At 56.8% G+C, this 12,818-nt stretch carries 10 protein-coding genes, 2 pseudogenes and 1 riboswitch; all 12 genes and pseudogenes read right to left on the bottom strand.

Going from position 1 to position 12,818, the window contains the following annotated elements; genetic code table 11:
- Positions 1–38 precede the first annotated feature (38 nt).
- The 12 genes and pseudogenes from purN to JI735_RS12330 all read right to left on the bottom strand — a co-directional run bounded on the left by purN (position 39) and on the right by JI735_RS12330 (position 12,812).
- Positions 39–653 carry a phosphoribosylglycinamide formyltransferase gene (gene purN / locus JI735_RS12385; RefSeq protein ID WP_039836679.1) on the bottom strand — a complete coding sequence of 205 codons (615 nt, stop codon included), beginning with the start codon at positions 651–653 and terminating at the stop codon, positions 39–41.
- A complete protein-coding gene (gene purM / locus JI735_RS12380) occupies positions 653–1,693 on the bottom strand; it encodes a phosphoribosylformylglycinamidine cyclo-ligase (protein ID WP_202677432.1) in 1,041 nt (346 codons plus the stop codon). The genes purN and purM overlap by 1 nt, the downstream gene beginning before the upstream one ends.
- An 885-nt stretch (positions 1,694–2,578) precedes the next feature.
- Positions 2,579–4,073 (bottom strand): annotated as a pseudogene (purF, locus tag JI735_RS12375) (amidophosphoribosyltransferase).
- Positions 4,058–6,304, bottom strand: a complete 2,247-nt coding sequence (gene purL, locus JI735_RS12370; RefSeq protein WP_039836686.1) for a phosphoribosylformylglycinamidine synthase subunit PurL — start codon at positions 6,302–6,304, stop codon at positions 4,058–4,060. Before purL ends, purF begins: the two are co-directional and overlap by 16 nt.
- Entirely contained in the window at positions 6,282–6,971 is a 690-nt protein-coding gene (gene purQ / locus JI735_RS12365) for a phosphoribosylformylglycinamidine synthase subunit PurQ (RefSeq protein ID WP_039836687.1), read from the bottom strand. The genes purL and purQ overlap by 23 nt, the downstream gene beginning before the upstream one ends.
- Before the next feature lie 5 nt (positions 6,972–6,976).
- Positions 6,977–7,222 carry a phosphoribosylformylglycinamidine synthase subunit PurS gene (gene purS, locus JI735_RS12360; protein ID WP_019913657.1) on the bottom strand — a complete coding sequence of 82 codons (246 nt, stop codon included), beginning with the start codon at positions 7,220–7,222 and terminating at the stop codon, positions 6,977–6,979.
- 311 nt (positions 7,223–7,533) lie between these two features.
- Positions 7,534–8,423 (bottom strand): annotated as a pseudogene (locus tag JI735_RS12355) (phosphoribosylaminoimidazolesuccinocarboxamide synthase).
- A gap of 49 nt (positions 8,424–8,472) precedes the next feature.
- Entirely contained in the window at positions 8,473–9,768 is a 1,296-nt protein-coding gene (gene purB / locus JI735_RS12350) for an adenylosuccinate lyase (protein ID WP_039836689.1), read from the bottom strand.
- A gap of 6 nt (positions 9,769–9,774) precedes the next feature.
- Positions 9,775–10,998: a 5-(carboxyamino)imidazole ribonucleotide synthase gene (gene purK / locus JI735_RS12345; protein ID WP_267919228.1), complete on the bottom strand. Its 1,224-nt coding sequence runs from the start codon at positions 10,996–10,998 to the stop codon at positions 9,775–9,777.
- Between the two features lie 101 nt (positions 10,999–11,099).
- On the bottom strand, positions 11,100–11,585 hold the full coding sequence (purE, locus tag JI735_RS12340; protein WP_039832235.1) for a 5-(carboxyamino)imidazole ribonucleotide mutase: 486 nt from the start codon (positions 11,583–11,585) through the stop codon (positions 11,100–11,102).
- 241 nt (positions 11,586–11,826) lie between these two features.
- A riboswitch (purine riboswitch) is annotated at positions 11,827–11,928 on the bottom strand.
- Between the two features lie 159 nt (positions 11,929–12,087).
- A complete protein-coding gene (locus JI735_RS12335; RefSeq protein ID WP_020427263.1) occupies positions 12,088–12,522 on the bottom strand; it encodes a universal stress protein in 435 nt (144 codons plus the stop codon).
- Positions 12,523–12,548: 26 nt separating this feature from the next.
- Complete coding sequence (locus JI735_RS12330; RefSeq protein WP_020427264.1) at positions 12,549–12,812, bottom strand: DUF1294 domain-containing protein; 264 nt, start codon at positions 12,810–12,812, stop codon at positions 12,549–12,551.
- Positions 12,813–12,818: the final 6 nt, after the last annotated feature.

The raw sequence follows: 12,818 nt of genomic DNA, 5'->3' as shown, positions 1-12,818 counted from the left end.
TTGTGCAATATTTCCCGAGAAATATCACAACCGGGCGGCTATTCCCGAATAACCGTTTTTCTGCCATCCAGTTCTACCTTTCCTTCAGCCAAAGCACGCACAACCTCAGGGTACAGCTCATATTCCACTTGATGAATGCGCTCTGCCAGCGATTCCACAGTGTCACCAGGCTCCACGGCCACACTGCGCTGGGCAATGACCGGTCCGGTATCCATGCCGCCATCGACAAAATGCACCGTTACTCCCGTCAGCTTCACACCGTAATCCAGCGCTTGGCCAATGGCGTCCTTTCCGGCGAAGGCGGGTAAAAGCGAGGGGTGGATATTTACGGTCCGGCCTGCGTAAGGCGTCAGCAGCACCGGGGTAATCAGCCGCATGTAACCGGCCAGAACGATCAGGCCGATATCCCGGCGCTGCAGCTCGGCTACAATCTCGGCCTCGTAGAGCTCGCGGCTTGCGAAGTCCTTCGGCCGCAGCAGCAGAGCTGGGATGCCCGCCTCCTCCGCACGCTTCGCCACAGGCGCTTCCGGTCTGTCGGATACCAGCAGCTCTATACGCCCTCCGCCAAGCTGTCCTGCCCGCTCCGCCTCTGCCAGTGCGGCAAAATTGCTGCCCTGCCCGGAGGCAAAGACAGCGATCCGGCTCCACTGCATCACACTTCAGCTCCCGTAAAGGTAACGATGCGTTCCCCTTCCGTTACTCTGCCGATCAAGTAGGCTTCTTCCCCGGCCTCTTTTAACCATTCCAGTGCGCGTTCTCCATCCGCCTCAGCCACAACCAGCACCAGACCTACGCCCATATTAAAGGTGGTGAACATATCACGGTTGCTGACGCCGCCTTTTTTCTGCAGCAAATCAAAGATCGGCAAAACCGGCCACGAGCCGTAGTTAATGTCCACGTTCACACCTTCCGGCAGCACGCGCGGAATGTTCTCGATGAACCCGCCTCCGGTAATATGGGCCATGCCCTTGACCGGCAGCTGCTCCAGCAGCCCCAGCAGCGGCTTCACATAAATCTTGGTAGGCGCCAGCAGCACATCTACCAGCGGAGCGCCCAGCTCCGGCACTACATCGTTCAGCCCATAGCCGTCTTCCTCCAGCAAAAGCTTGCGCACCAGCGAAAAGCCGTTGCTGTGCACACCGCTGGACGCCAGGCCAATGACCGTATCTCCAGGCGCGATATCTGCACCTGTCACCAGCTTGGCCTTGTCGGCTACACCCACCGTGAATCCGGCGATATCATATTCACCCGCCGAATACATGCCCGGCATCTCAGCCGTCTCGCCGCCGATCAGCGCGCAGCCTGCCTGATGACAGCCTTCGGCAATTCCGGCAACAATCGCTTCGATCTTTTCGGGCACAACCTTGTCGCAGGCCAGATAATCGAGGAAGAACAGAGGCTCTGCCCCCTGCACTACAATATCATTCACACACATGGCTACCGCATCGATGCCAATCGTGTCGTGGCGGTCGGCCGCGAAAGCGATTTTGAGCTTCGTGCCCACCCCGTCGGTTCCCGACACGAGCACCGGCTCTTCATACTTGTCTTTATTGAGTCCGAAGAGTGCACCGAACCCGCCGAGCTCTGTCATCACTTCCGGACGGAATGTGCGCTTCACATGCTTCTTCATGCGTTCTACCGCTTCATTGCCAGCTGCAATATCCACTCCGGCGTTTTTATAAGCTTCCGACACTATTGGACACCTCATTTAAATTAGTTTAGAGCGCGTGTTCGGGGCGGCAGGGATTGATGGGTGGTTATAGTCGTCATTACGAGGAATGTTTGGACTTCCGGTCGCTGCTATGTTTGGATTTCCTTGATTTGAACCGCTGTCCGCGGTAGAAATCCAAACATAGCATATGCTTCCGAAGCGAGCTTTCCTACGGAAAGCTTTCAGGCGAACGCTGACGCTCCTCCAGTTCCAAACTTCCTCTCCATAACTCCAACCACCGGGTTCAACCCCCGCCGCAAGCCGCAGTTACGCGCCTTGCACAGGGCAGTCAGTCGGCGCTTTTGGCGAAGCCAAGCGCCTCCTTTAGCGAGAGCTCCCCCGCTTTTGCGCAGCAAACAGAACGGGGACTCAAGCTTTTGCCCTTGGCGCACGGGGCGATGCCGTGCGCGCCGCAGGCGAGAGAACCCCCGCTTTTGCGCAGCAAACAGGCTGGTTCTTGAGCCCTTGCTTTTGCCCTTGGCGCACGCGGCGAAGCCGTGCGCGCCAAGGGCGAGAGAACCTCCGATTTTGCGCAGCAAACAGGCTGGTTCTTGAGCCCTTGCTTTTGCCCTTGGCGCACGGGGCGAAGCCGTGCGTGCCGCAGGCGAGAGAACCCCCGATTTTGCGCAGCAAACAGGCTGGTTCTTGAGCATTCAGGCCCGGCGGGGCAGCATGCCGCCAGGGCGCGGTGCGCCGTAAAGCGTGTCCGCAGGACAAAGCAGGCACCCGCACCCACGTCCTCTTAGAAAGTTTAGAGCAAACTCCTACCGCCGAGCTTTCGGGTGGCCGGAGGGCAGCGCCCTCTGGAATCCCCCTTTGCAAGGGGGACTTAGGGGGATGGACCCACGACTTCAGGGGACGGACCCCTTAACACGAGCACCCGTCCTTCTCCTCCCCGCCAAAATCCACCTGCGTCGGGTAATCATTATCGAAGCAGGACAGACACAGGCCGCCCTTATAATCTCCGCTGTTGTAACCGCCGATGGCCTGGATCAGGCCTGCCGGCGTGAGGAATGCCAGCGAATCGGCATTGATCTCGTGGCAGATTTCTTCGACCGTCTTGTAAGAGGCGATCAGCTCGCGGCGGTCCGGAGTATCGATGCCGTAGAAGCAAGGATTCTTGAAAGGCGGCGAGGTAATCCGCACATGGACCTCAGTTGCTCCGGCTTCGCGCAGCAGGTTGACGATCCGGCGCGAAGTGGTGCCGCGCACGATGGAGTCGTCGATCATAACCACGCGCTGGCCTTCTACGACGCGGCGCACCGCGCTCAGTTTCATCTTCACGCCTTGCTCGCGCAGTTCCTGACTCGGCTGGATGAAGGTGCGGCCGGTATATTTGTTCTTAATCAGGCCAAGCTCATAGGGAATGCCGGTCTGCTCGGCATAGCCGATGGCCGCGGAGATGCTGGAATCCGGCACGCCGGTTACGATATCAGCGTCAACGAAGGCTTCCAGCGCCATCCGGCTGCCCATCCGTTTGCGGGCGGCATGAAGGTTGGAGCCGTTCAGATCGCTGTCCGGCCGGGCAAAATAAATGTATTCCATCGCACACAGCGCCTTGCGCTGCGGCTCGGCAAAATGGTCTTCCCGGAAGCCGTTCTGGTCAAGAACCAGCAGCTCGCCGGGCTCAATGTCGCGGACGAACTGAGCGCCGATGACTTCCAGCGCGCAGGATTCCGAGGCAAAAACATAGGCTTCACCTACACGCCCCATCACCAGCGGACGGAGGCCATGCGTGTCGGAAGCTACAATCAGCTTGTCATTGGTCATCAGCAGGAAGGCGAAGCCGCCCACCAGCTGCTGGAGGGCATCTTTAGTCGCTTCGACAAACTCCTTCTGCGAGCGGGCAATCAGATGCGCCAGCACCTCGGTATCGCTTGTGGTCTGGAAGATGGAACCGCTCTGCTCCAACTGCTTGCGGATCAGCGGCTCATTCACAATATTCCCGTTGGTGGCAATCGCCAAATCCCCGTCACGGTATTTGAAGACCAGCGGCTGCGCATTGGCCAGACGGCTGTCGCCGCTGGTGGAATAGCGCACATGGCCAATGGACATGTTGCCGACCAGCGAGGCGATTCTGTCCTTGTCGAACACTTCTTTGACCAGCCCCATGCCGCGGTGATAGTGGAAATCCCGTCCATCTGCCACGCAGATGCCCGCACTCTCTTCCCCGGTGCTGCAGGGCATGCAGGCCGTAATATGACATGGAGGCAGCCTCCGGGTGTCCGAAGACCCCGAAGACGCCGCATTCTTCTTTTAGCGTATCAAAAATATCTCCCGAGCCCGTTCCTTCGTTGTAAAAGTCGCCGGTCCACAGGATGGGGTTCTCCTGCTTGTTCCCGGTCTTTATTTCATAAGACATGGAATAGCATCCTCCCAAGTGGTTTTTAGTGCGGCTACAGCTTCGTCCAGCACGGCTTCGCCGTCCAAGGAGACACGCAGTCTGTCGCCGCCGACCGTTCCGATAATTTCAGCCGGCACGCCATAGGCAGCTACTGCTGCCCTCAGCTCTTCCGCACGGCCAGGTGCCGCTGTCAGCACAATGCGGGATTGGCTCTCGCTGAACAACGCCACATCTCTGCGCAGTCCGCCAGCGGACCACTCCACATTCGCACCGATAGAGCCGCTGATACAGCTCTCAGCCAGCGCTGCGGCCAAGCCCCCTTCGGAGAGGTCATGCGCCGAGCGGACCAGTCCGCTGCGGATCGCCGCAAGAACAGCATCCAGCAGCTTCTGCTCGGTTGCCAGATCCAGCTCCGGCGGACGGCCTTCCGTCAGGCCGTGTACGGCATACTGGAATTCGCTGCCGCCCAGCTCCGCCTTAGTCACGCCCAGCAGCAGAATAGCATCGCCTTCCTGCTTGAAGGCCTGAGTGGTAATATGATCGGTATCTTCGACTAGCCCGACCATGCCGACAACCGGTGTCGGATAGATTGCTCCGGAGGCATTTTCGTTGTACAAGCTGACATTGCCGCCGATAACCGGCGTGTCCAGCACGCGGCAGGCTTCAGCCATGCCATCTACAGCACGTTCCATCTGCCAGAATATTTCCGGCTTCTCCGGACTGCCGAAATTCAGGTTATCCGTAATCGCCAGCGGCTTGGCCCCGGAACAGACGATGTTGCGCGCCGCTTCGCTGACTGCAATCCGCCCGCCAACTTCAGGGTCAAGATAGACATAACGGCCATTGCAGTCTGTAGTCATAGCCAAGCCCTTGCGGGTGCCATGAATCGTCACCACCGCCGCATCGGAACCCGGACGGACCGCAGTGCTTGTCCGGACCATGTAATCATACTGGTTGTAGACCCATGCTTTGCTCGCTACTGTCGGTGATGCCAATACGGTATGCAAGGCGCCGCCCAGATCCTTTACTTCTGCATAACGAAGTGTATCAACCGATGCATTCTTTTCATAGTACGCAGGCACCGCAGATGGCTTTTTATAAATCGGGCACTCATCCACCAGAGCCTTTACCGGCATATCACCGACAACCTCGCCATGATGGAACAGCTTCAGGCGGCCGTCATCGGTTACCTTGCCCACTTTACGGCAGATAACCCCCCAGCGGTCAAAAATCTCCTGTGCCTGTGCTTCATCCTTGGGTTCAACCACAAACAGCATCCGCTCCTGCGACTCAGACAACATCATCTCGTAAGGCGTCATGCCGTCTTCACGCTGCGGCACCTGGTCCAGATACAGCTCCAGGCCGTTGCCCGCCTTGCTCGCCATTTCGGCACTGGAGCAGGTCAGTCCGGCTGCGCCCATATCCTGAATGCCCAGCACAATGCCGCTGTCGATCAGCTCCAGGCAGGATTCCATCACCAGCTTTTCCATAAACGGATCGCCGACCTGCACCGCTGTCTTCTTGGCTTCCGATTCCTCGCTCAGCTCGACGGAGGCAAAGGTTGCGCCGTGAATCCCGTCGCGTCCGGTAGGAGGACCTACGTAGAACACCGGGTTGCCTACACCTTTGGCTACACCGCGCTGGATTTTGTCATGATCAATGAGTCCGACACACATGGCATTGACCAGCGGATTGCCGTCATAGCTGTTGTCAAACATAATTTCGCCGCCCACTGTCGGAATCCCGATACAGTTGCCATAGCCGGCGATACCGGATACGACATGCTCGAACAAATATTTGACCCGGTCGCTTTCGAGCTTCCCGAAACGCAGGGAGTTCATCAGCGCCACCGGTCTTGCGCCCATGGAGAAAATATCGCGGATAATCCCGCCCACCCCGGTCGCCGCGCCCTGGTAAGGCTCAACTGCCGAAGGATGGTTATGGCTTTCGATTTTGAACACAACGGCCTGGTTGTCTCCAATGTCAACGATCCCGGCGCCTTCGCCCGGTCCCATCAGCACGCGCGGCCCGCTCGTAGGGAAACGGCCCAGCAGCGGCTTCGAGTTCTTATAGGCACAGTGCTCAGACCACATTACACTGAACACGCCGATCTCCGTATAATTTGGCTTGCGGCCCATGAAAGAAGTGATGAGCTCATATTCGCTGTCCGACACACCGAATTGATTGTAGATTTTCTGCTCCGCGATTTGCTCGGCTGTCGGCTCCTTAGCGGATACTTGCTGTGTCATAACGATCCCTCCATGTCTTGAGAATGGATGTGAACATCCGTTTGCCATCTTCCGAACCAAGCAGGCTGTTCGCTGCGCGTTCCGGGTGAGGCATCATGCCAACCACATTGCCCTGCACATTGCTGATCCCGGCAATATGCTCCACGGAGCCATTAGGATTATCACTATAGGTGAACACGATCTGATTATTGGCTTTTAGCCCGGCCAAAGTCTCTTCATCACAGTAGTAGTTGCCTTCACCATGCGCGATTGGAATGACAATCTCCTCATCCTTCGCATAATCAATTGTAAACGGCGTAGTGTTATTAACCACCTTAAGCACCGTATCATGACAGCGGAACTTCATCGACATATTGCGGCGCAGGGCACCTGGCAGCAGGCCGGCTTCGGTCAGAATCTGGAATCCGTTGCAGATGCCGAGCACAAATTTGCCCTGCTCTGCGGCTTTGGCCACTTCAGCCATCACCGGAGCAAACCGGGAAATCGCACCGCAGCGCAGATAATCACCATAAGAGAAGCCGCCCGGCACAAGAATACAGTCATAAGCCGACAGATCAGTCGCCGTATGCCACACATATTCTACTGGTTCGCCGAGGCTGTCTTCTACCGCCTTGTAGCAGTCAATATCGCAATTGGAACCCGGAAAGACAAGTACAGCAAATTTCATGACTTTTAGTCCTCCAATTCGTAGCGGTAATCCTCGATTACCGTGTTGGCCAACAGCTTTTCACACATTTCCTTCAGGCGTCCTTCCGCTTCAGCACGGTTGTCGGTATCCAGAGTCAATTCCATATACTTGCCAATGCGCAAGCTCTCCACTTCCTGAAAACCAACGGAATGCAGCGCCCCTTGCACGGCTACACCCTGGGGATCGAGCACACTTTTTTTGATGGTGACATACACTGTCGCTTTTAACATACGCTTGTAGTTCCTCCTAAAATTTAATGAGCTTGGCTTGGCGTAAATAATGGTCGGTACCTCAACGTTATAACTAACTCAACTGCTTGACATACAGCTTTTACTGCATAACATACAGCTATAATCTCAATATCTCCGGCAAAATCATTTTTAGTTGTATTCCTTACAGTTATATTCCTGAATATCTGCTTTTTAAGGCCTTATCACCTGTTTTAGCTGTACCAAGTACATTTAAAATGCAAGTTGCATTTATTTTGTGCAAAATAACTGCATAGAGTGCAATTAATACTGGCCGGGATAATACAAACAATCTATAAAGTCTTGCCGGTGAGGCGATGATAAATGTCCAGATAACGGCGGGTGGTTTCTTCCACGACTTCTGCCGGGAGCGGGCCCGGGGTGCTGTTCTTGTCCCAGGAGGATGCGGAGAGATACGTCCGGACCGGCTCCTTGTCCATGCTGTCGATCTCAATATCCAGCGCATATTTGTCCTTGGCCCAGAAGCGTGAAGCATCCGGTGTAAAAATTTCGTCGATCAGGATCACCTTGCCGTCCAGCAGCCCGAACTCGAATTTGCAATCCGCGAGGATAATGCCACGCTCTTCGCAGTACTCTCTGGCAAAAGCGAACAGCTTCAGGCTTTTCTCCTTAAGCTCCAGCGCAAGCTCCGCCCCAATCAGCTCCTGCATCTTCTCAAAAGGGATATCCTCGTCGTGGCCGACATCATTTTTGGCCGCAGGGGTAAAAATCGGCTGGGACAGCTGCGCGTTTTTGCGCAGGCCCGCAGGAAGCCCGATGCCGTTGACCTTGCCGGTCTCCTGATACTGCCGCCAGCCGCCGCCGGTAATGCAGCCGCGCACGACGCATTCGATGTCAATACGCTCCGCTTTGCGGACGACCATGATACGGTTTCTGAGCGCCTCCCGGTCCTTCACGATCCCCCCAGCTGGTCCACATCAATATGCACGACGTGGTTCTCCATCAATTCACTGGTTTGGCCAAACCAGAACGCGCTTAGCCGGTTAAGCACATTGCCTTTCTCCGGCACCGCCGGATCAAGCACGTAGTCGAATGCGGATATCCGGTCCGTGACCACGATCAGCACTTCTTTCCCCAGATCGTACAGCTCGCGAACCTTTCCTTTGTAGAGCAGCGGTGCATTTACGAGATCCACAGCCGTGGATACGGCAGGGTATGTCATGACCTTTCCTCCCTTGAACAAATGATCTTGCGTATACTCTTACCTTTAATTAAATAAGCTCCAGCTTACGGAAGATGGTATCCACATGCTTAAGGTGCCACGAAGGATTAAAAGCATCCTCAATCTCTTCCGGGCTAAGCACAGCGGTGATTTCCGGTGTGGCCTCCACGATATCGCGGAACTGGGTTTGCTCCTCCCAGGCCTGCATCGCACGCGGCTGCACGGTATCGTAGGCCTGCTCGCGGCTGAAGCCCTTGTCGATCAGCTTGGTCAGAATGCGGCCGGAGAACGGCACCCCGAAGGTGCGGTTCATGTTGCGTTTCATATTGTCCGGGAACACGGTCAGGTTCTTCACGATGTTGCCGAAGCGGTTCAGCATATAGTTCAGCAGCATGGTCGCATCCGGAAGGATAATCCGCTCCACGGAGGAATGCGAGATGTCGCGTTCATGCCACAGCGGCACGTTCTCGTAAGCAGTCATCATGTGGCCGCGAATAACGCGCGACAAGCCGGAGATGTTCTCGCAGCCGATCGGATTACGTTTGTGCGGCATCGCCGACGAGCCCTTCTGGCCTTTGGCAAAAGCCTCTTCCACCTCGCGGATTTCGCTCTTTTGCAGCGCGCGGATTTCGGTAGCGAACTTGTCCAGGGAAGTGGCGACAAGGGCCAGCGCAGCCATATATTCCGCGTGGCGGTCACGCTGCAGCGTCTGTGTGGAGATCGGCGCCGGGCTGGTGCCCAGCTTGCGGCAGACGAATTCTTCAACGAACGGGTCGATATTGGCGTAGGTGCCGACCGCGCCGGAGATTTTGCCGAACTGCACGCCGTTTGCAGCATGGCGGAAACGCTCCAGGTTGCGCTTCATTTCCTCGTACCAGAGCGCCATTTTGAGTCCAAACGTGGTTGGCTCGGCATGTACGCCATGGGTGCGTCCCATCATCGGAGTGTCTTTATAGGCCAGCGCTTTGTCCTTGAGAATTCCGATGAAATGGATAATATCCTGCTCCAGAATCTCGTTGGCCTGGCGCAGCAGATAGCCGAGCGCCGTATCCACAACGTCCGTGGAGGTTAGCCCATAGTGTACCCATTTGCGCTCCGCGCCCAGGCTCTCGGATACCGCACGGGTAAACGCAATAACATCATGACGTGTTTCGAGCTCAATCTCATTAATGCGGCCGATGTCGAATTTGGCATTCTTCCGCAGCTTCGCAGCATCTTCATGCGGGATGACTCCCAGCTCGGCCCATGCCTCGCAGGCGCAAAGCTCCACTTCCAGCCACGCGTTGAATTTATTCTCTTCGGTCCAAATGGCCCGCATCTCAGGTCTGCTGTAACGTTCGATCATATCTGGTCAGTTCCTCCAAAGGTTAGTTTGCTCCACCCAGGACAACCCGTCGCCGGTGTCCTTGCAGAGCAGGTTGATGTGGCCCATTTTGCGGCCGGTCTTGCTCTCAGCCTTGCCATATATATGAAGCTTGGGTGCTACACCAAGCCGGTTTCCTGCTTCATCCGGGGCACAGACCGCCTGAATGGCCCCATCCAGATGCTGGCCCAGCACATTCACCATGACCACAGGGGTCAGCAGCGAGGTATCACCCAGCGGCAGATTGCAGATGGCACGCACATGCTGCTCAAACTGCGAGGTGACACAGGCATCCATCGTATAATGCCCGGAATTATGCGGACGCGGCGCCAGCTCATTTACGAACAGCTCGCCGCTCTCGGTCACGAACATTTCCACCGCCAGCAGTCCAACCGCATTCATCCCGGAGACAATCCGCTCGGCCAGCTCGCAGGCCCGCCGCTGAATCTCTTCCGGCACCCTGGCAGGCACGATCGACAGATGCAGGATGTTGTTCACGTGGATGTTCTCCGCGGCCGGGAAGCTCTTCACCTCGCCGGAGGCGCTGCGGGCGGCAACCACAGAAATTTCGCATTTGAAGGGGACAAATTTCTCCAGCACCAGCTCGGGCAGAGCGCCTCCGGCTGAAGCGCCCGGCGCCACCTGCCGGAAGGCGGCTTCCAGCTCCTCCGGCTGGCGGATGACGGCTTGTCCCTTGCCGTCATACCCCCCTGTGGCTGTCTTCAGCACACAGGGGAGGCCCAGCTCGGCTGCCGCGGCCGTAAGCTCGGCCAGGCTGCCGACCTTGCGGTACGGGGCAACGGGGACGCCCGCCGCCTCGACCGCCGCCTTCTCGCGCAGCCGGTGCTGCGTCGTATACAGCAGCGCGCTGCCCTGCGGCACGTACGACTCTGCCGTCAGCAGCGCGGCCACGTCCGCGTCGACGTTCTCGAACTCGTACGTGATGACGTCCGCGCGCCGGGCCAGCTCACGCGCCGCGTCCCGGTCGTCGTACGCCGCTGTAATCTGCGGCGTCACCTGCCCGCAGGGCGCATCCGGCGCAGGGTCCAGCGCTACGAAGCGGTAGCCCATGGCGCTGCCGGCCAGCGCCATCATGCGCCCGAGCTGCCCGCCGCCGAGCATGCCGATGACCGCGCCGGGCAGCAGGGTCCGGGCCGCGCCTGTACCCGGCGCGGCGGTGTCCTCCGAAGCGGCAGCTGCCGGCTTCGCCATCCCCCTGCCCTCCGGGCTGCCTTGCCCCGGAGCTTCTAGGCTCTGTGCTGTCAGCTCCCCAGCCGATGCCCCCAGCCCACCAGTCTTCAGCTCTTCCGGCCTCATAGGCTCTCGCTGCTTTCCAGCACTTCGCGCTGAATGGCGTCGCGCCGCTGCTGCGCCCGGCTCTGCACCTCAGGATCGAATGCGCCGATGATCTGCGCAGCGAGCAGCCCCGCATTGGTCGCTCCTGCACGGCCTATCGCTACGGTGGCTACCGGAATGCCACCCGGCATCTGCACAATGGAGAGCAGCGAATCCAGACCGTTCAGCGCCTTCGACTGTACCGGGACTCCGATAACGGGCAGCATGGTCTTTGCTGCCACCATCCCCGGCAGATGCGCTGCACCGCCTGCTCCGGCGATAATGACGCGCAGCCCGCGGCCTGCCGCTTCCTCCGCGTAGCGGAACATCAGATCCGGTGTGCGGTGCGCTGATATCACTTTTTTCTCATACGCTACCCCCAGCTCCTCAAGGACGTTGCAAGCATGCTCCATTGTTTCCCAATCTGATTTGCTGCCCATGATGACACCAACCTGCACTGACATGATTCAACCTACCTTCCGCTTCCCGATTTAGAGACTCATGTGTAATAAGTTTGTCCTGTTTCATGCTAGTTTTCCATAAATCCGAAAAAAAAAGCCCGGATTCCAGACGCATTTTGCTGCGGATGGACCCAGACTACTTCGGGAATTAGGAGTGCAGCCCCTATTTACTGCTTCAGCGGCATGCAACTGGGATAAGCGCACAGCTCGCCGCCCCGTGTCCGGAGCGGCGCTGACGGCCGTTCTAGTCATCCTATTCCCTCGTAGTCCGGCAATTTACGGTTACCGGGTAGAAACTTCCGGGCCTTATCCCCGGTTTTATACGAGCTCTTCATAGGTTCATCTTAACAATGGCCTACACATCATGTCAACTTAAACACGAACATTGTCATATAAAGGAGTTAAAACGTTCGCTTTTGGGCACATTTGGATTCTTCATCACGCACGCAGTTCCATTGCCTAAAAGAAAAAGGGGAACGCACGGGCGCTCCTCCAGGATAATATATTATTTTACAACCAGTACCGGAATACGCGCGCTCTGAACTACATTATGGCTTACACTGCCCAGAACAAATTCACGAATTCCACCCAGTCCACGGCTGCCGATCACAATGACATCCGCACCCTGCTCCTTAGCGTAGGTCAAAATCACTTCAGCAGGAGAGCCCTGCAGCAGTTCAACTGTCGCATTCAGTCCTTCAGCTTCCAGACGGCTTTTCACTTCATCGGTGGTTTGTACCGCCAAATCATAATAGTCCTTATTCACTGAAGCCGGCAGAGGCGCGAGAGCTTCCCCGATAAAAAACCGCGGGAATTCAAAAGCGTGTACAACGTAAAGGGATGAGCCCGGAGTTACCTTGGCCAGTTCGATCGCGCGCTCCAGCGCCTGATTGGAAGCCTTGGACCCGTCATAGGCCAGCAATATTTTCGAGAATAACATGTACGCCACCTCTTCTTCTGTTTTGTTTATCCCAAAAAATAACCATACAGCAAGATGTTCAGCAGCAGCAAGAGCGGAATTCCGATCACGAAGGAAGTATGCCTGGTCTTGTGGCGTTTGTGGTACATGGCAATCAGCACGCCCAGCGCGCCGCCCATAAATGCCAGCAGAAACAATGTTTTTTCGGGTACGCGGTCCCGTCTCTTCCGGGCCTTGTTCTTATCTTCGGACATGACCACATAACCAATAATATTAATCAGTGCGAACCACAGCAGTACAACCTGGACCATCCTTGC

Origin of the sequence: Paenibacillus sonchi (assembly GCF_016772475.1) — a bacterium.
Lineage (GTDB): Bacteria > Bacillota > Bacilli > Paenibacillales > Paenibacillaceae > Paenibacillus_AQ > Paenibacillus_AQ sonchi.
This window is presented reverse-complemented; position numbering and strand designations above follow the sequence as displayed.

What these genes read in the sequence shown, in the direction of transcription:
- purS (WP_019913657.1), bottom strand. Translation starts at nt 7,222, where the DNA reads ATGTTAAAAGCGACAGTGTATGTCACCATCAAAAAAAGTGTGCTCGAT.
- purQ (WP_039836687.1), bottom strand. Translation starts at nt 6,971, where the DNA reads ATGAAATTTGCTGTACTTGTCTTTCCGGGTTCCAATTGCGATATTGAC.
- JI735_RS12330 (WP_020427264.1), bottom strand. Translation starts at nt 12,812, where the DNA reads ATGGTCCAGGTTGTACTGCTGTGGTTCGCACTGATTAATATTATTGGT.
- JI735_RS12335 (WP_020427263.1), bottom strand. Translation starts at nt 12,522, where the DNA reads ATGTTATTCTCGAAAATATTGCTGGCCTATGACGGGTCCAAGGCTTCC.
- purK (WP_267919228.1), bottom strand. Translation starts at nt 10,998, where the DNA reads ATGGCGAAGCCGGCAGCTGCCGCTTCGGAGGACACCGCCGCGCCGGGT.
- purL (WP_039836686.1), bottom strand. Translation starts at nt 6,304, where the DNA reads ATGACACAGCAAGTATCCGCTAAGGAGCCGACAGCCGAGCAAATCGCG.
- purN (WP_039836679.1), bottom strand. Translation starts at nt 653, where the DNA reads ATGCAGTGGAGCCGGATCGCTGTCTTTGCCTCCGGGCAGGGCAGCAAT.
- purB (WP_039836689.1), bottom strand. Translation starts at nt 9,768, where the DNA reads ATGATCGAACGTTACAGCAGACCTGAGATGCGGGCCATTTGGACCGAA.
- purE (WP_039832235.1), bottom strand. Translation starts at nt 11,585, where the DNA reads ATGTCAGTGCAGGTTGGTGTCATCATGGGCAGCAAATCAGATTGGGAA.